Origin of the sequence: Halorhabdus utahensis DSM 12940, from assembly GCF_000023945.1 — an archaeon.
Taxonomy (GTDB): Archaea; Halobacteriota; Halobacteria; order Halobacteriales; family Haloarculaceae; genus Halorhabdus; species Halorhabdus utahensis.
Genome location: NC_013158.1, coordinates 2,408,561 through 2,424,273 on the forward strand (window position 1 = coordinate 2,408,561; position 15,713 = coordinate 2,424,273).

The 15,713-nt window shown below is 64.1% G+C and carries 21 protein-coding genes; 12 read left to right on the forward strand and 9 right to left on the reverse strand.

Translation table 11 applies throughout. The features are described from left to right. Nucleotides 1-33 precede the first annotated feature (33 nt). From HUTA_RS11560 to HUTA_RS11580, 5 genes are all read left to right on the forward strand, one after another. Complete coding sequence (locus HUTA_RS11560) at nucleotides 34-1,104, forward strand: hypothetical protein (protein ID WP_015790094.1); 1,071 nt, start codon at nucleotides 34-36, stop codon at nucleotides 1,102-1,104. Nucleotides 1,105-1,173: 69 nt separating this feature from the next. Then, a complete protein-coding gene (locus tag HUTA_RS11565) occupies nucleotides 1,174-2,010 on the forward strand; it encodes an RAD55 family ATPase (RefSeq protein WP_049941456.1) in 837 nt (278 codons plus the stop codon). A gap of 75 nt (nucleotides 2,011-2,085) precedes the next feature. Beyond that, nucleotides 2,086-3,003 (forward strand): hypothetical protein, encoded by a 918-nt coding sequence (locus tag HUTA_RS11570; protein ID WP_015790096.1) that lies wholly within the window; start codon nucleotides 2,086-2,088, stop codon nucleotides 3,001-3,003. Beyond that, nucleotides 3,000-3,740: a hypothetical protein gene (locus tag HUTA_RS11575; RefSeq protein WP_015790097.1), complete on the forward strand. Its 741-nt coding sequence runs from the start codon at nucleotides 3,000-3,002 to the stop codon at nucleotides 3,738-3,740. Before HUTA_RS11570 ends, HUTA_RS11575 begins: the two co-directional genes overlap by 4 nt. 45 nt (nucleotides 3,741-3,785) lie before the next feature. Then, nucleotides 3,786-4,109: a transcription factor S gene (locus HUTA_RS11580; protein ID WP_015790098.1), complete on the forward strand. Its 324-nt coding sequence runs from the start codon at nucleotides 3,786-3,788 to the stop codon at nucleotides 4,107-4,109. A gap of 570 nt (nucleotides 4,110-4,679) precedes the next feature. Here the strand turns inward: HUTA_RS11580 and HUTA_RS11585 are convergent. The 7 genes from HUTA_RS11585 to HUTA_RS11615 all read right to left on the reverse strand — a co-directional run bounded on the left by HUTA_RS11585 (nucleotide 4,680) and on the right by HUTA_RS11615 (nucleotide 8,787). Beyond that, on the reverse strand, nucleotides 4,680-5,168 hold the full coding sequence (locus HUTA_RS11585) for a hypothetical protein (RefSeq protein WP_015790099.1): 489 nt from the start codon (nucleotides 5,166-5,168) through the stop codon (nucleotides 4,680-4,682). Continuing rightward, nucleotides 5,165-5,479 (reverse strand): CopG family ribbon-helix-helix protein, encoded by a 315-nt coding sequence (locus HUTA_RS11590; RefSeq protein WP_049941332.1) that lies wholly within the window; start codon nucleotides 5,477-5,479, stop codon nucleotides 5,165-5,167. The genes HUTA_RS11585 and HUTA_RS11590 overlap by 4 nt, the downstream gene beginning before the upstream one ends. An 82-nt stretch (nucleotides 5,480-5,561) precedes the next feature. Further along, nucleotides 5,562-6,218: a hypothetical protein gene (locus tag HUTA_RS11595; RefSeq protein ID WP_015790101.1), complete on the reverse strand. Its 657-nt coding sequence runs from the start codon at nucleotides 6,216-6,218 to the stop codon at nucleotides 5,562-5,564. Continuing rightward, nucleotides 6,215-7,069, reverse strand: coding sequence for an ABC transporter ATP-binding protein (locus HUTA_RS11600; protein WP_015790102.1), 855 nt, complete (start codon nucleotides 7,067-7,069; stop codon nucleotides 6,215-6,217). The genes HUTA_RS11595 and HUTA_RS11600 overlap by 4 nt, the downstream gene beginning before the upstream one ends. A 2-nt stretch (nucleotides 7,070-7,071) precedes the next feature. Continuing rightward, nucleotides 7,072-7,290: a helix-turn-helix transcriptional regulator gene (locus HUTA_RS11605; protein WP_015790103.1), complete on the reverse strand. Its 219-nt coding sequence runs from the start codon at nucleotides 7,288-7,290 to the stop codon at nucleotides 7,072-7,074. A 1-nt stretch (nucleotide 7,291) separates the two neighbouring features. Next, the gene (locus HUTA_RS11610; RefSeq protein ID WP_143920371.1) at nucleotides 7,292-7,702 is read right to left on the reverse strand and encodes a hypothetical protein; all 411 of its coding nucleotides are present in this window, start codon (nucleotides 7,700-7,702) and stop codon (nucleotides 7,292-7,294) included. 215 nt (nucleotides 7,703-7,917) lie between these two features. Next, nucleotides 7,918-8,787: a ZIP family metal transporter gene (locus tag HUTA_RS11615; RefSeq protein WP_015790105.1), complete on the reverse strand. Its 870-nt coding sequence runs from the start codon at nucleotides 8,785-8,787 to the stop codon at nucleotides 7,918-7,920. Nucleotides 8,788-8,882: 95 nt separating this feature from the next. Here HUTA_RS11615 and HUTA_RS11620 point away from each other — a divergent pair, with 95 nt between their 5' ends. The 6 genes from HUTA_RS11620 (at nucleotide 8,883) to HUTA_RS11645 (ending at nucleotide 13,436) form a co-directional block, all read left to right on the forward strand. Continuing rightward, the gene (locus HUTA_RS11620; protein WP_015790106.1) at nucleotides 8,883-10,442 is read left to right on the forward strand and encodes a phytoene desaturase family protein; all 1,560 of its coding nucleotides are present in this window, start codon (nucleotides 8,883-8,885) and stop codon (nucleotides 10,440-10,442) included. Further along, nucleotides 10,439-11,320 (forward strand): prenyltransferase, encoded by an 882-nt coding sequence (locus HUTA_RS11625; protein ID WP_015790107.1) that lies wholly within the window; start codon nucleotides 10,439-10,441, stop codon nucleotides 11,318-11,320. Before HUTA_RS11620 ends, HUTA_RS11625 begins: the two co-directional genes overlap by 4 nt. Then, nucleotides 11,313-12,197, forward strand: a complete 885-nt coding sequence (gene cruF / locus HUTA_RS11630; protein ID WP_015790108.1) for a bisanhydrobacterioruberin hydratase — start codon at nucleotides 11,313-11,315, stop codon at nucleotides 12,195-12,197. Before HUTA_RS11625 ends, cruF begins: the two co-directional genes overlap by 8 nt. A gap of 86 nt (nucleotides 12,198-12,283) precedes the next feature. After that, nucleotides 12,284-12,589: a hypothetical protein gene (locus tag HUTA_RS11635; protein WP_015790109.1), complete on the forward strand. Its 306-nt coding sequence runs from the start codon at nucleotides 12,284-12,286 to the stop codon at nucleotides 12,587-12,589. Nucleotides 12,590-12,654: 65 nt separating this feature from the next. Further along, nucleotides 12,655-13,086: a type II toxin-antitoxin system VapC family toxin gene (locus HUTA_RS11640; RefSeq protein WP_245529102.1), complete on the forward strand. Its 432-nt coding sequence runs from the start codon at nucleotides 12,655-12,657 to the stop codon at nucleotides 13,084-13,086. Between the two features lie 83 nt (nucleotides 13,087-13,169). Next, nucleotides 13,170-13,436 (forward strand): DUF7553 family protein, encoded by a 267-nt coding sequence (locus HUTA_RS11645; protein ID WP_015790111.1) that lies wholly within the window; start codon nucleotides 13,170-13,172, stop codon nucleotides 13,434-13,436. Nucleotides 13,437-13,464: 28 nt separating this feature from the next. Here HUTA_RS11645 and HUTA_RS11650 read toward each other — a convergent pair whose 3' ends face one another. After that, nucleotides 13,465-13,857 carry a hypothetical protein gene (locus HUTA_RS11650; RefSeq protein WP_015790112.1) on the reverse strand — a complete coding sequence of 131 codons (393 nt, stop codon included), beginning with the start codon at nucleotides 13,855-13,857 and terminating at the stop codon, nucleotides 13,465-13,467. Nucleotides 13,858-13,939: 82 nt separating this feature from the next. On the opposite strand from HUTA_RS11650, the gene HUTA_RS11655 reads away from it, so the two are divergent. Then, the gene (locus tag HUTA_RS11655; RefSeq protein WP_015790113.1) at nucleotides 13,940-14,641 is read left to right on the forward strand and encodes an SOS response-associated peptidase; all 702 of its coding nucleotides are present in this window, start codon (nucleotides 13,940-13,942) and stop codon (nucleotides 14,639-14,641) included. Between the two features lie 40 nt (nucleotides 14,642-14,681). On the opposite strand, the gene HUTA_RS11660 is transcribed toward HUTA_RS11655, so the two are convergent. Then, complete coding sequence (locus HUTA_RS11660) at nucleotides 14,682-15,638, reverse strand: haloacid dehalogenase-like hydrolase (RefSeq protein ID WP_015790114.1); 957 nt, start codon at nucleotides 15,636-15,638, stop codon at nucleotides 14,682-14,684. Between the last annotated feature and the right edge of the window lie 75 nt (nucleotides 15,639-15,713).

A 15,713-nucleotide genomic window follows, 5' to 3' on the forward strand; every position in this document is an offset into this window, starting at 1 on the left:
ACGCCTTTCCGGCTGGCGGTCGAGGACTCTCTCATGGGCGACGCGAGCGGGGACGTCGGCGAGGACCGGCCGAGCGACACGATGCGCGAGCGGGTGCCGGCGAGCAGCCGCAAGTTCTGGCTGTTGCTCGTCGTGGATCGCTCGGCCGTCGCGGCCGGGATCGTGGGCGCGATCTTTCTCGCGCTGGTCGCCATCGGTCAGTTTCATCCCGCCGGCACGCCGGCCCTGTTCACCCAGGGCGATCCACTGGAGACGCTGTTTCAGGGGCTGCTCACCGCGATCATCACCGGCGTCACGCTCGTGCTCACGCTGAGCCAACTCGTCCTCTCACAGGAACAGGGGCCGATCGGCGACCAGCGCGAGCGCATGGAGGGCGCGATGGCGTTCCGTCGCGACGTCGAGGACGTGATCGAGGAACCGGTGAGTCCGGCCCAGCCCTCGGCATTCCTGCGGTCGCTGGTCACACTCACGCGCCGCCGGGCCGAGGCCGTCGGGGACGCCGTCGCGGCCATCGACGATCCCGCGCTCACCGAACAGGTCGACCCGTTCGTCGACAGCGTCGTGGAGAACGCGGATACGGTGGCCCACAACCTCAAGGGGTCACAGTTCGGCGAGTTCGACGTCGTCTTCTCGGCGCTCAACTACAACTACTCCTGGAAGCTCTACGCTGGGCGGCGAATTCGGGCCGAGCACGACGACGTTCTCACCGAGGCTGCCGACGACGCCCTGGCGGAGTTGATCCAGGCGCTCGAACTGTTCGGCCCGGCGCGCGAGCACTTCAAGACGCTGTACTTCCAGTGGGAGCTCATCGATCTCTCGCGGGCGATGCTGTACGCCTCGATCCCGGCGCTTCTCACCGCTGTCTCCGGTGTGCTGTACCTCGATCCGACGGTGTTGTCGGGGACGCTGCTGGGCGTTCGAACCGGTGTGCTCGTCGTGAGCGGGGCCGTCGCGGTCTCGCTGCTCCCGTTTGCGCTCCTGCTCTCCTACGTCCTCCGCATCGTGACGGTTACCAAACGAACCCTCTCGATCGGCCCGTTCATCCTGCGAGAAACCGACCGTACCCATGACCTCACGGCTGACACCGAGACGGATCGTGAGTAGTCAGGCTTCGACCTCATGGACATCGACGCCCGCCGTAACACACAAGCCCGCCCGCCGAGACCCATCGGTATGGAACGCATCCCCCTGGGAATCCAGCGGATGGACTCGATCGTCAACGGCGGGGCCCCGCGGGGGACCGTCGTCTTACTTTCGGGCGAATCAGGGGCCGGCGCACGCGAGTTCATGTACACCAGCGCGCTCATCAACGGGCTGGCGACGGGCGATCCGGAACTGCACGACCTCTATTACGGTGATCTCGCGGCCGACGCGACGCTCCCCGAGGAGATCCACTACGTCTCCTTTAGCGCCGGGGAGTCACAGTTCCGGTGGGAAGTCTCCCAGACGATCGACGACGAGATCGTCGAGGCCGGACTGCAGGCGGTGACGTTTCACGATCTCTCGACGCATTTCTTCCACGAGAGCCCGCTCCCGCGGGACTGGTACGCCGAGCGGACGGCCAGCGTGACCGATCTCCGATCGCGGACCGACCGCGAGGAGCTATTGTCGGCCTTTGGCGATCTCATGTCCACGCACGGCCCTGACAATCTCGTCGTGATCGACTCGCTGACTGACCTCATCAGCACGACCGGTGAGGAGGTCACGTGGTCCGACATCAACTACGTGGTCAAGGGACTCCAGAAGGCGGCCCACTCCTGGGACGGCTTGATCCTTGCCCACGTCAACCACGAGACGGTCTCGCCCGAACGCCTCGGCCAGCTCGGTGACGCCGTCAACGGCACGATGCGATTCGAGTGGGAGAGCGGCGGCAGCACGCGTGCGCGGACGCTCGTCATCAAGCAGTTCCGTGGCGTCCTCTCACAGCTCGAAGACGAGGACATCGTCCGCTTCGAAACTGAGATCGACGATGCCGGCTTCGATATCAGCGACGTCCGGAAGATCAGGTAACCCTCCGCATCCGCCAGTATCGATCGCGGGAATCGGTGGCAAACCCTTAACTATCCGCTCGCGGAATCTCTGGTGATGGCGAGCGAGTCCACGGATTCGCCGGACGCCGCCGTTCAGTTGCCGCCTGAGCTTGACGAATGGCTTGCCCAACACGCCGCTGAACTCGATGTCGAGCGGGACGAGCTCGTGGCCCGTCTGCTCACGACGTATCGGACGACCGCCGAACGCGTCGAGGGCGACGTCGATGCGGATCTGTCTGTTCTCCTCGACCGTGAGCACATCGAGTCGATCGTTCGGGACGTCCTCGACGAGAACGAGCCCCGAGATGGCAGTGGGGAGATCGAAGCAGCAACCGAGGCGCTCACCGACCGCATCGAGGAGGTCGATGACCGCTTCCAGGAGAAGCTTGACGACGTCCGCTCGCGCGTCGTTCAGGTCAAGCGGGAAGCCGACGCGAAGGCACCCGCGGACCACGACCACGACGCGTTCGACCGCCTCGACGTGATCGAGGAGCGCCTGGATTCGCTCGAAGCCGACTTTGCGGCCCTATCCGCCGATGTCGACTCGCGTGCTTCCCAGTCGGCGCTCGAGGAACTGGCCGACGACGTCGCGGCCACCGACGAGTCGCTGACGGCTCAGGACGACCGCCTCGACGACGTCGAGGAGAAACTCCAGACGGTTGCCTGGGCGATCAGCGACCTCCGTGAGGCCCAGGCGCGAGACGAAACTGAGACCGTCGACCGGATCAAGGCCGCTGCCGGTCGTCACGACGTAAGCCGGGCTGTCTGTGAGAACTGCGGCGACGGGGTCGAGATTGCGTTGCTGACCCGGGCTGCCTGTCCCCATTGCGAGGCTGCGGTCACGACCGTCGAACCGTCGAGCGGGTTCTTCGGCAAGCCCCGACTCGTCACTGCCACGCCGATCGAGGGGACTGTCGAGGACGACGCCGACGGCGACGTCGGGGCCCCTGATCGACGGGGTGATTCACCGTGAGCGACGACGACCCCGATACACGAGAGGACGATTCTGACCGACGAGAGGATGATCCTGCCCAATCGGAGCCGGATGATTTCGGATTTCCGGCGTCGGATCGGGACGATGTCGAGGCGGACGATTCGAACGAGCAAGCGGCGGAACCGGCCGCGGAGACGCCAGACGACGCGACCGATCCGTTCGAGCGCCTCGATGGGCCGGATCGCCCCCCGGGCGGTGATCCGTTTGCGGAGATCGACGAGACCGCTCCCGAGCAGGCCCCAGACCGCTCGTCGTTCGACACCCTGGGATTCGAACAGACTGGCGAGGACAGCCACGAATCGGACCCTGAGCCGACCACCGACGCGTCCGCCGAGGCGACCCCCGGCGAGTCGGCTGCGGAGGACCCGTTCGATCGACTGGGTGGCCAGCGCCGTCAGGGCGACCCCTTCGAGGGACTCGGGGAGACGGCGCGTGATCCCGCCACGAGCGCCGAGACCGACGACGACCTCTGGGAGAACCTCTCGCGGTCGGCTGCCGAACCCGAGACGGAAACCCGCGGCGAGCGCCGCTTCGCCGAGGTGGACAAACACAGCTACTGTGAGAACTGCGAGTACTTCTCGGAGCCCCCTGATGTCGAGTGCGCCCACGAGGGGACCAACATCGTCGAGTTCGTCGACTACGAGACGGTGCGGGTCGCCGACTGTCCGGTCGTCGTCGAACGGGAGGAACTCGCCGAGATGGACGACGAGCGCTGATCGCAGACGGGCAGGCTTTTGACTCAGAATCCCCTTTTGACACGTATGCAGTTCTGTGAGGAGTGCGGTTCGATGATGCATGCAGACGGCGAGGAGATGGTCTGTCAGAGCTGTGGCTATCGGGAAGCCAAGGATCAGGACCTGGCCGACGATTTCGTCTCGACGCAGGATCAGACCGACGACGACCTGATCGAGACCGAGGAGGACGCCAACTTCGAGGGCAAGCCCACCGCCGACGACGTCGTGTGTGACGAGTGTGGCCACGGGGTTGCCTGGTATACGATCAAGCAGACCGGGTCCGCGGACGAACCGCCGACGCGCTTTTTCAAATGTAAGGAGTGTGGGCACCGCTGGCGGGGGTATAGTTAAAATACGCACTCGGCGGTGTTCAGATAAGCATCAATCAAAGAGCTACTTTCTGCTGGTGAATATGCTGAATCCTGGTGGACCGAAAGGGCGAGCCACGCGTGGCGGCTGCGAGGCGGTTGCACCGCCTCGAACTCGCGGCGCACAGCGCCGCGCATGGCCCGTGCGAATAGCGTGGGAGCGAAGCTCCCACGAACAATGCGAGCGGGCCATCAGCCCGCGAGCATACGGGCGCTTCGCGCCCGTGAGCAGACACTACAGGACGCGGATCGTCCGAAGCGCGTGGTCCGAAAGAGCGAAGTCGTCCGAGAGAGCGCAGCTCTCTCGGGATCACGAAAGAGCGCGACGCGCTCTTTCGGACGACTCTTTCGTCATCTGCTCGCGGATTCGTTGGACGTAGTCCAACGCTCATCTCGGAAATCTCCGATTTCCGGCGACAACGAGCGCGAGACGCGAACGGAGTGAGCGTCTCGGATCGCTCGAACGGGGAGCGTAGCGACCCGTGAGAGTCGCGGGACCGGAACTGACGAGGGCTTTCAGAGTGGTGTCGCTCTTTTCAAATTCTCATTAGAACTATCCCCCAAACAACTCTTTCGCCCGCCGATAGATCGGCGCGCCGAGCCAGTCCCGCTCGTCAGCCAATTGTTCCACAGCCGCCAGTGCGTCCTCGCCATCCAGCACGTCCCGTTCGACCAACGCCCGCAACAGGATCGGCGAGATGGCGATCCGTGTCTCTGTCACGGCCTGGAGTTCCGGGAGCGCACGCAGGTCGTCGGTGATGAGGAAGTCGGCGTTGCGTTCCCGGGCGAGGACAACCGCGCTCCCTTCGCCAGCATCGATCCGTCCCGACTCGATCGGTTCGTCGACTTCGTGGACGGCAAGGGTTTCCTGCCGGTCGAGCACCGCTTGGGCGGCCCTGCCGTGGCTGTCCGCGTAGTCGGCCATCTCCTGGAGTTCCGAAAACACCGTCTCCGTAGTGCGGACATCGAACTCCGCGAGGAGGAGATCCAATCGGTTGATCGACGCGAGTGAGACCAGCGCGCTCGTGTCCGCGACGATCATGCCTCGTCGTCGAGCGCGGCGAGATCGGCTGCCAGTTCCTCACCATCGTCGAGCAGCGACTTCGAGGCCCGGACGGACTCGGCGTCCTGCCGGCCGACGAACGCCTTCAGCACGTCGAATCCGATTTCGTCGTCCAGATAGAGTTCGACGACCGCCTCGCGGAACCGCTCGTCGTCCTCGACCTCGGCCAGATACTCCCGGAGGGCTTCCTTGACGATCTCCGTCCGGTCAGCGTGGCTAACCTCGGCGGCCACGTCGGCTTTCTCAACCAGTTCGTCCGGCAACCGAAAGTTGACCCGTTTAGTCCCCATGTGTGGGTACATTGTATGTACAGATTCAAATCGGTTTCGCCGGCTTCTTCGTCGGTGCAACTGGAGGCGGATGGATCCCAACTCACGCCAGCACGACACGCTCGGGCGGCACCCGGCGAAGTGCGAGCAGTCCGAACAGCGCCAGCACAACTGCCAGCCCAATCGTCCCGGCGACGGCCATCTCCAGCGATAGCCCCCATTCGAGTAGTCGCTCCGGGAGCGCGTTCAGCCCGATGAAGGCGACGATGCCGCCGAAAAAGACCAGCCGCGGCGTCTCGAAGTACAGCACTGCGGCGACCGCCCCGGCCGCGAGGCCGACAGCGAGGATGCCGATGACCGGCGCGTACCCGAGGACGAGCCACGCCGCGAACCCGGCGTCGATTCCCAGCGCGACGATCGTTCCGTACCCCAACAGGAAGCTGATCGCCGCGATGGCCGTGACCTTCGCCCCGAGGACCTGCCAGGTCGGCCCGGGCATCGTGAACACGCGATCGAACACGTCAGCCTGTTTCTCCCGGATCGTCGCCGTCAGCCCCAGTGTCAACACGAGCAGGTAGGTCACCTCGAAACCGAGGAAGAACAGGTAAAAGCGCCGGAGTTCGAGTGGAAGAGCCGATCGCGTCAGCAGTTCTAGCAGGGGCGTCCCCATGAAGAGGAACCCCACCACACCCGCCGAGAGAAGGAGACTCCGGTAGTTGACGTTGCGCGCTTCCAGCAGACAGAGCTGGCGGAATCTCATGTCTCGACCCCCAGCGCGGAGAAATACAGTTCCTCGAGGTCGATCGTCCTGGCGTCGGCCGGCGGATCGTCGTCGCTGACGACGTACACCTCACCCGCCTGCTCGGTCGCGATGTCGGGTCGCGGTTCGTCCATGACCCGCACCGAGTTCGACAGCGGCGTCTCGACGACCGTCCGCCCATCGGCGATCACGGCGACGCGGTCACAGAGTGCCTGGACGTGCTGGAGGTCGTGAGAGCTGAACACGACCGTCCGGCCCGCCTCCCGCAGGCCGTCGATCAACTCGCGCATCCGGGCCTGGGTGCCGGGATCGAGGCCGGACATGGGTTCATCGAGCACGAGCAGATCGGGTTCGTGGACCAGCGCCGTCGCGACCGACGCCTTGCGTTGCATTCCCTTTGAGAGATCCCGAAATTTGCGATCGTGGGCGTCGGATTCGAGTCCGACCTCGGCCAGGCAGGTCTCGATTCGTTCGGTCGGGACGCCGTAGACGTGACAGGCGTGGGCCATCGCGTCGCGAACAGACCATCGCGGCTGAAGTGTCTCGTACTCGAAGACGACGCCGACACGGTTCAGCACGGCATCGTCGGCGCGGGGATCGTCGCCGAACAATGAGACGGTTCCGCCGTCGGTGGGCAGGAGGCCGAGCAGACACCGGAAGGTCGTGGTCTTGCCCGCGCCGTTCGGGCCGACGACGCCGTAGGTCTCGCCGCCGCGGACGGACAACTCCACGCCGTCCAGAATCCGGGTGCCAGCGATCGACTTCTCGAGGGCGGTCGCTTCGAGGACGGTTTCGCCGTCCTCGCCCTGTGCATTGCGGTTCTCAGTGGCTGTAGCAGTACTCACGTGCATGGCTACTCGGGTTCGTGGGTGGTTTCGGGGAGGTCGAACACCTCCTCGACGTGCGTATCGAACTCGCGGGCGATGCGCCAGGCCAGTTCAAGCGAGGGGTTGTACTCGCCTTTCTCTACGTAGAGTATCGTCTGGCGGGTCACGCCGACCGCCTCGGCCAGTTCGGCCTGGGTGAGATTGGCGTCCTCGCGGCGCTCTTTGATCGTCGTCTCGAAATCCATATTATCTCTCCAGACGGCGAGCGCGAACGAGGTTCCATCCTTTATGCAGCACCGAGGAGACAATCCCGGCAACCCCGACCCAGACGAAGACGATCTCGCCTTGCTTGATGAACATCGCGAGGGGGCCAGTCAATTCGCCCTGCGCCTCGAACACCGCACCGAGCACGTAGGCGAGGAACCCGACGGCGAAGAGGACGTACAGCGCCCGACCTGCGGCGGTCCGGATCAGCGTTTGCACCCGTTCGTCGTTCTCCTCGATTCCGAGCCAAGCACCAAGCCAGTGACTCGCCGGAAGAAAGCCGACGAAAAGCACGCCGCCGAGCGCGATAGTCGGGGCGGACTCGAACGTCATGCCGACGTTGAGTAGTCCGATCACGACAAGCAGGTACAGGGCCCGGATGATTCGATACACTGTCTTGGACTGATCCACACCGGTGTTAGATCTGGTTAACATTGTGTGTTAGATTTATCCAACACTGAATTACTTAGTTTTTGCGGGGACGGGGATGGTCTCGACTTCAACGCGTCGAACCTGTTCGTCACCGGGAGATTGGCCACCACCATATTCTTGTGAATACTCGTCTGGGAACCGAAAACAGATCCACGCGCGAATGTGAAAACGGAGGGCTACGGCACGAGCACCCAGGCGACGACGACCGCCACGCCGCCCAGACTCGTCGAGAACAGCGACTGGACGCGCAGGCGATCCAGCAGTTCGTGGGAGGTTTCGGTGATGCCCGCAGCCTGGTCGATCTCGCCGCCCACTTCACAGGACGGCAGGAAGTCCATCGCGACGTGGAGGAACACGCCCGAGGCGAACCCGAAGATGGCCGCGTTGATCGTCGCCGAACTCGGGAGCGAGAGCATGGCCACCGGCAGCGCTGTCAGGCCAACGCCGGCCGAGGGCAACAACAGCGGGAGGGCTGATTCGCCCTCAAGCGTCTGTCGGCGCGCGGCCGCATAGCCCGCTGGCCCCTTGTGGGAGACGATCGCCAGCCCGAGCAGGATCCCGAGCTCGGGCATCTGGCCGTAGATGATGCCGATGATCAATCCCGCCGAGAGCGCGTGAGCGGCCAGTTCCGTGGCTGTCGTGTCCATCGGCAGATCGAGGTGGGAGAGCCGATGCCCGATCGTGTGAGCGTTGTACCCGACGAGAATCCCGGCGGCGATACCGAACCCACCGACTTTAGCATGCTGGCCGATGGCCTGCGGAACCAGAAACGCCGCGGCACTCGCGATCATCGCCCCGCTGGCCAACCCGTACCCCCAGACGAGCCCTCGCGGATGGCTCCGCTTCGACATCGCACCGACGACCGCGCCGCCGGCCATCGCCCCGAAGGCGACCCAGGAGATGACGACTAACTTCCCCAGATTGTCCTCCGGTTGTGCTGTCAGCAACGCCAGAACCGTCAGTCCGACCAGCGCAAGCGTCGAGACGCCCCCCAGCAGGGTCTCCTGGCGAATGTTATTAAGATACTGCCTTGGTTTAATATCCATTACCTGGGCGTTCCGTGCCGACAGATATGAACGTGTCGGTGAGGGTCGACCCCGTTGCCGACATTTAAGCGGGAGCCACTCGTTGGTTGAGCGCGATGACCAGTTCAACGGATTTCGACGTCACTATCGTCGGCGGGGGCTTTGGCGGGCTTTCGGCGGCCTGTCACCTCGCCGACGCCGGTGTCGACGTGACGATCGTCGAGAAAAACGAGGCCGTCGGGGGCCGTGCCTCCCGACTGGAACGTGACGGGTTCGTCTTCGACATGGGGCCATCGTGGTATCTCATGCCCGAGGTGTTCGAACGCTTCTTCGAACATTTCGGTCACGAACCCGAGGATTACTACGAACTCGAACGGCTGGATCCGCACTATCGGATCTTTTTCAAAGACAACGAGGCGGGAAGCGCCTCGGAACGGTCGAGCGGACAGGCCCTGCAGGCAGGGAGCGACGTGGTCGATATCAGCGCGAACCGCAACGAAAACCGCGAACTCTTCGAGTCCTATGAGGACGGGGCCGGCGAGGCCTTCGATGCGTATCTCACGACGAGTCAGCGCCACTACGAGATGTCCATGGAGAACTTTGTCTACGAGTACCGTCCGTCCTGGAAAGACTGGATCGACCCGTCGCTCATGAAGACTGGCACACTCGGACTGAAACTGTTTCAGTCGATGCAAGGCCACGTCGAGGACTATTTCGAGAACGAAAAACTCCAGCAGATCGTCCAGTACACGCTGGTCTTCCTCGGCGGCTCGCCATCAAACACGCCCGCGATCTACAACATGATGAGCCACGCCGACTTCAACCTCGGCGTCTACTATCCCCAGCCCGTCGACGGTGGACCGGGCGGCATCGGTGCCGTCGTCGACGCGATCGTCGATCTCGCCGAGGAACTGGGCGTGACCATCGAGACCGACACCGAGGTCACCGAAATCACTCGCCGCAAGGACGGGTTCCTCCTGGAAACGGCCGACGGCGACCAGCGCCGTCCCGACGTGGTCGTCGCCAACGCCGACTACGCCCACGCCGAGCAGGATCTCATGCCGGCCCACGAACGCCAATATGACGCCGGCTATTGGGACGACCGGACCTACGCCCCTTCGGCGTTTCTGCTATATCTCGGCGTCGAGGGCGAGGTTCCCGAACTCGAACACCATTCACTCGTGTTTCCGACCGACTGGGGCGAGTACTTCGACGACATCTTCGAGGATCCGGCCTGGCCCGAGGATCCCTCCTACTACCTGTGTGTCCCCTCGAAGACCGACGACGACGTGGCTCCCGAGGGCCACACCAACCTCTTTGCGTTGGTCCCGATCGCCACCGAACTCGATGACCCACAGGAGACGCGGGATCGCTACCGCGACAAAATCATCGCCGACATCGCCGAGAACACCGGCGTCGAACTCGAAGACCGGATCGTCGTCGAGGAACAGTTCTCCATCTCCGAGTTCGCCGACCGGTACAACGCGACGAAGGGCACCGCGATGGGGCTGGCACACACCCTCCGCCAGACGGCGATGCTCCGGCCGCCCATCGAGTCTTCGGCGGTCGATGATCTGTACTTCACCGGGGGCTACTCGACGCCGGGGGTCGGCGTGCCGATGTGTCTGATCAGCGGCGAACACGCAGCCGAGGCCGTCCTCGAAAACAGTCGATGATGACGGCACCGTCCGGACGCGCGGGGCGGTCGAGCCTGCTCGATCGGCTGCGGTACCTGCTGGTTCTCTCCCGACCCCGCTTCTGGCTGTATCTGGCGGGGCCGGTCATCATCGGCGTGGTCTACGCCGCCGACTCGACGGCCGACCTCATCACCCCGCTGTCGGTCGCGCTGTTCGCGTACTTCCTCGTGCCCGCGAACGTCTTTCTCTATGGTGTCAACGACGTCTTCGACGCCGACATCGACACCGAGAACCCCAAAAAGGACGAGGGACCGGAAGTCCGCTTTTCGGGCGAGCGGTGGGTCCTTGCCGTCGTGATCGGCTCCGGACTGCTCGCAGTTCCCTTCGCGCTCGTCGTTGGGCCTGCGGGGAAAGTCAAGCTCGGGGCCTTTCTCGTCCTCGCTGTCGAGTACAGCGCCCCACCCTTCCGTTTCAAGACGACGCCCGCCCTCGATTCGCTGTCGAACGGCCTGTACGTCCTGCCGGGCGTGCTCGCGTTCACGGCCGTCGCGGGCGAGTTACCACCCACGCCGGCGATCGTCGGCGGGTGGCTCTGGACCATGGCGATGCACACGTTCTCGGCCATCCCCGACATCGAACCCGACCGCCGTGCCGGGATCGCCACGACGGCGACTGTCCTCGGTCAGCGCCGGACGTACGCCTACTGCGGGATCGTCTGGGCACTTGCCGCCGGGGCGTTCGCTCTGATTTACCCACTTCTGGGGGCCACACTCGCCGTTTACCCCCTGTTGCAGGTCGGAATCGCCGTCTCGGGGGTCGCGGTCGACCGCGCTTACTGGTGGTTCCCGGCGATCAACACCGTCGTCGGCATGGCCCTGACGATGGGCTATCTCTGGAGGCTGATGTACGGTGGTTGAGTTCGACCGCCGACGGCTGGAGGCCAGACTCGACCGATACGTCGCCGAGAACCGCTTTGCCATCGCGGTCCTCTTCCCCGCGATCGGGGCCGTCATGCTCGTCGCCAGCGCGGAGGGATGGTTCCCGGGTATCCTGGAGTTCAACCCCTACCTCGTCTTGTTCGGGACGGCCGTGATGCGCCTCCCGCTGATCGCCGGCGTCGCGCCGCTGATCGACCGCCGGGCAGCCCTCGCGATCGTCGGGCTGACGCTTTACACGTACGGGATCGAGTTTCTCGGCGTTCTCACGGGGCTGCCCTACGGCGACTTCGAGTACGTCATCGACCTCGGGCCGATGCTGCTGGATGCAGTGCCGGCGGCACTCCCGATCTTCTTCTTCCCGCTGGTGTTGAATGCCTACCTGCTCTGTCTGCTCCTGCTTGGCGACCGTGCCGCGCTGACACGAATTCGACTACCCGCGGTCATCGCGACCGTCCTCGCGATGGATCTCGTGCTCGATCCGGGGGCCGTGGGCCTGGGCTTCTGGGAGTACGCCCCGCCACTCACGGGTGACGGTGCCTGGGCGAGTGCGACGGCGATCCACTTCTACGGCGTGCCGCTGTCGAACTATCTCGGCTGGATCCTGAGCGCGAGCGTCGCCGTCCTCGCCTTTGACCTGGGCTTTGAGCGCGCCGGCCTGCTCGACAGACTCGACCGGACTGGGTTCATGCTCGATGACCTCGTGAGTTTCGTGATCCTCTGGGGCGCGATCAACGCCTGGTACGGCAACTGGCTGGCCGTCGGCGTTGCCGGACTGTTCGGTGTCGGGTTGCTCGCCACCGACCGGTTTGACTTCGAAGTCCGCGAAACGGTGCCGCTGGTCGACTTACGACAGTGAATTCGGACGAACGGGATATCTCATGGTTCTACTCATGGATAGATTTTATATTCCATGAGATTGTACTTCTTGGCAGAGAGACAGTAATGAGCAGCAACGATACCAGGCACGTCCAAACAGAGCTGAACAAAGACGAGTACGAGCAGTTTCAGAAATTCGCTGAGAAGCGTGATCTATCGCTCAAAGAGGCAGGACATCGGGCATTGCTCGAATGGATCGAACGACGCCAGGATGTCGATCCGACCGATCCTGCGTTCACCGTTCTCGACGAGATCGAAGACCACTCACTATCGACGACGGAGACGGACGCTCGCGAGGAAGACGATCTCGTCGAGGAGTGGCACGGACGTGACGCATCGATCTCGCTGGCTGACGATCCGGCGTCTCGGTGACCATGGCGGAGCCAGTTGAGACGCCGGTCGGGACGGTTACGCCGGAGCATTTCAGGCCCTCGGCAGTGCATCATCAGGCCGTTCTCGGTCCGAAGTTCCTCTATGCGTTGTTCAACCCGCGTGACGAGATGCACGCCGTTTCCCGTGCGTTCATGACGTTCATCCGCGACGGAGAGCTGCCGTATCGGCGGCTGATACTCAACGACCACATCGTGGACGAAGCCGCCACCCGATTGAAGAAGCAGGCGTCGATTCGGCACGCAGTGACGTTTCTGGAGACTATCGAAGAGAGCACTCTCTATCAACTCGAACCGGTCCCCGGCGACGTATTCGAGGCTGGGACAGGTCGCTTTCGAGAGTGGACCGATCTCGATGCGTCGTGTACGGACTTCGTCGTCGCATCACACATGGCCGACCTGGACATCGAGTACCTCCTCACGTACGACCAGCATTACGAAGCCTTCGACATCACGACGGTACCGTATCTCAGTCAGTGACCAAGACTTGCTTTTGTCCGAGATACCGACCCGTCCTTGCCCCAGGCGTCACGCCTTTAGAAGCTCCCCTGTCATCCTGAGTTATGACACGAACTGAACTCGCCACGGCGAGCGACACACTCGAATCAGCGGTTGACAGTGCCGGGGACAACGCGGACCGACTCGCGGATCTTGCGGGCCAACTCGACCAGCTGGCCGAGGCCGAGCGCGGTCCCGATCACGGCCGCATGGCGCGAATCCAGACCGCGCTCAACGAGATTCAGCAGGATGTCGATGACGAAACGGCCGCCACCATTCAGGACGCCCGGACGGAGATCAGCGAGTATCGGTCGACTGTCGACGGCGTCTAACGTTTACTACGGCGAGATCCGCCGATCCTCACTCCGACTCGGGGACAGCCTCGACGCGACGTTCGACTGCCCACTCGGTCTCAGTACCCTCACAGAGCCGCTCGTAGAACTGCTGGAGTCCGTCGGATTCGGTCGCCGGGAGCACGTGCAACTGGAGTGCGCCATCCCGAATCGACACCCGGAACACGTCGCTCGTTTCCTCGTCGCGGACCAGATAGACGACCATCGGGAGGTCGTGAAAGTCGCCGTGTCGATACGGCCCTGACTGGAGGATGGTCTCCAAGAGCACCTGGAGATCGATCCCCTCCGGGTCCGTCGGTTCGAGCCGAAAGAGCACGGATCCCTTATACGAGAGGCGTCCCGCCCGGTCGTACTGTCGGCGGGGGCGGGCCGGGATCGCGAACGACGGCAGATCTGTCATGCAGACAGTGTGTCGTTGGGCGGCCCCCGATTTGAACCTACGGGCGCATACCACTTTTCTCGACGGCGCTCCGAGGGAACGTATGTGCGGTCGATACGGGCTGTTCACGCCGCCCACGGAACTCGAAACTCGCTTCGATGTCACTGTCCAGGCTGCCTTCGAGCCGACGTACAACGCCGCGCCCGGAGAATCGCTCCCCGTCATCGCCGACGACGAGCCGGGAACAATTCGAACCGCCGAATGGGGCCTCATCCCGTCGTGGGCCGACGACCCCGACGAGCACCGCCACATCAACGCTCGTGCCGAGACGCTGTTCGAGCGGTCGAGTTTCCGCGAGGCGGCCCAACGGCGGCGCTGTCTGGTCCTCGCCGACGGCTTTTTCGAATGGGGGTCGCCTGACGGCCAGCGCCGCCCCTACTTCTTCAGACGATGCGATGGCGATCCCTTCGCCATGGCCGGGCTCTGGGAACGGTGGGAACCGCCCTCGACGCAGGTCAAACTGGGTGCGTTCGGTGGCGATACGGTCTCAACGGACGCTGCCCCGGTCGAAACGTTCACTATCGTCACGACGGCGGCGAACGCAACTGTCGAACCGGTTCACGATCGCATGCCGGTGGTGCTACCACCCGATCGGGAGCGCGAGTGGCTCTCGGCTGATCGGGAGACGGCAACCGCGTTGCTGGAGCCTGCGCCGCCGGACCACCTGCGCGTCGATCCTGTTACCCGGGCCGTCAACGATCCAACCAACGATCGGCCCGACCTGGTCACGCCGGTGGCGGAGTGATCGAGCGCCACGCCGCGTTCGTTCTATCTGCTCAGGTCGATCAATTCGTCTCGATCCCGAGCGCCCCAAACGTCGTTTCGAGGACGTCCGCGAGGCTCGTCGCCTGTGGGACCCGTATGGCGTCGGTTCCACTCGGTAGCTTCCCGGGGCGGATCTCACTCGCCTCGATCGTCCGGTAGTCGCTCGGGAGGTCGTCGCCGACGTTCCCCCGCCCCGCGACGGCCACGAACAGGTCTGCGGCGGCCGCCATCGGGAGGTCGTTCGCGGAATCGCCGGCCGCCAGGACGTAGTCCCACCCGCGCTCGGCCCGCATTCGCTCGACTTCCGCCCCCTTCTTGATGAACGTATAGTCGCCGGTGAACCGCCCCTCGACCGTCTCGAAGTCGGTGCCGACTGCACTGACGTCCGCACCGACGAGCCCCGCGTACGGCCGGGCGATGTGCGTCGGTACGTCCGTGACGAGGACGACGTCGATATCGGCTGCGGCGGTGAGAGCAGCAAGCGTCTCCCGGATCGACGGGTCGACCCGGAGATGAGAGCTGGCGACCTGTTCGAAGGCCCGCTCGGTCCGATCACGTCGACGGCCTTCGAGGAAGGCCCCGTACTGATCGAGGATCCGGCGTTGCATGTCCCGATAGCCCTCCGTCTCTCCGGTCGCGGGAGCGCCGGACGCCCGCTTCGCCCGATAGCGGATGAGCCGGACGAGGGCCCGGGCGGCCGCGCTGCCCAAACCCACTCGATCGAACACGTCACACACGCGGAGGGCGCCCAGCCAGCGCCGGCGGGACTGGTCCTGGCCGGCATATGCTGCGACCGTGCCGAGTGCCTCGGTCAGTAACTCTCGCTCTCTCCCCTCGATCGGCAGGTCACTGGCGTAGGGCAATACCGCCAGCGACTCCACGAAGATCGACCCGTGGCGGTGGATCGTTCCATCCACGTCCAGACAGAGTCCGACTCGATCACCGTCCGCAATCGGCCCGGCGGACGCGGATACCATTGTGCGTCTGGTTGTGGGGTCGGTGTGTTGAGTGTATCGACTCACCGTCAGATTCAATCGGTTCAGGCAGGGTCT

What these genes read in the sequence shown, in the direction of transcription:
- HUTA_RS11560 (WP_015790094.1), top strand. Translation starts at nt 34, where the DNA reads ATGGGCGACGCGAGCGGGGACGTCGGCGAGGACCGGCCGAGCGACACG.
- HUTA_RS11565 (WP_049941456.1), top strand. Translation starts at nt 1,174, where the DNA reads ATGGAACGCATCCCCCTGGGAATCCAGCGGATGGACTCGATCGTCAAC.
- HUTA_RS11570 (WP_015790096.1), top strand. Translation starts at nt 2,086, where the DNA reads ATGGCGAGCGAGTCCACGGATTCGCCGGACGCCGCCGTTCAGTTGCCG.
- HUTA_RS11580 (WP_015790098.1), top strand. Translation starts at nt 3,786, where the DNA reads ATGCAGTTCTGTGAGGAGTGCGGTTCGATGATGCATGCAGACGGCGAG.
- HUTA_RS11585 (WP_015790099.1), bottom strand. Translation starts at nt 5,168, where the DNA reads ATGATCGTCGCGGACACGAGCGCGCTGGTCTCACTCGCGTCGATCAAC.
- HUTA_RS11590 (WP_049941332.1), bottom strand. Translation starts at nt 5,479, where the DNA reads ATGGGGACTAAACGGGTCAACTTTCGGTTGCCGGACGAACTGGTTGAG.
- HUTA_RS11595 (WP_015790101.1), bottom strand. Translation starts at nt 6,218, where the DNA reads ATGAGATTCCGCCAGCTCTGTCTGCTGGAAGCGCGCAACGTCAACTAC.
- HUTA_RS11600 (WP_015790102.1), bottom strand. Translation starts at nt 7,069, where the DNA reads ATGCACGTGAGTACTGCTACAGCCACTGAGAACCGCAATGCACAGGGC.
- HUTA_RS11605 (WP_015790103.1), bottom strand. Translation starts at nt 7,290, where the DNA reads ATGGATTTCGAGACGACGATCAAAGAGCGCCGCGAGGACGCCAATCTC.
- HUTA_RS11615 (WP_015790105.1), bottom strand. Translation starts at nt 8,787, where the DNA reads ATGGATATTAAACCAAGGCAGTATCTTAATAACATTCGCCAGGAGACC.
- HUTA_RS11620 (WP_015790106.1), top strand. Translation starts at nt 8,883, where the DNA reads ATGACCAGTTCAACGGATTTCGACGTCACTATCGTCGGCGGGGGCTTT.
- HUTA_RS11625 (WP_015790107.1), top strand. Translation starts at nt 10,439, where the DNA reads ATGATGACGGCACCGTCCGGACGCGCGGGGCGGTCGAGCCTGCTCGAT.
- HUTA_RS11635 (WP_015790109.1), top strand. Translation starts at nt 12,284, where the DNA reads ATGAGCAGCAACGATACCAGGCACGTCCAAACAGAGCTGAACAAAGAC.
- HUTA_RS11645 (WP_015790111.1), top strand. Translation starts at nt 13,170, where the DNA reads ATGACACGAACTGAACTCGCCACGGCGAGCGACACACTCGAATCAGCG.
- HUTA_RS11650 (WP_015790112.1), bottom strand. Translation starts at nt 13,857, where the DNA reads ATGACAGATCTGCCGTCGTTCGCGATCCCGGCCCGCCCCCGCCGACAG.
- HUTA_RS11655 (WP_015790113.1), top strand. Translation starts at nt 13,940, where the DNA reads ATGTGCGGTCGATACGGGCTGTTCACGCCGCCCACGGAACTCGAAACT.
- HUTA_RS11660 (WP_015790114.1), bottom strand. Translation starts at nt 15,638, where the DNA reads ATGGTATCCGCGTCCGCCGGGCCGATTGCGGACGGTGATCGAGTCGGA.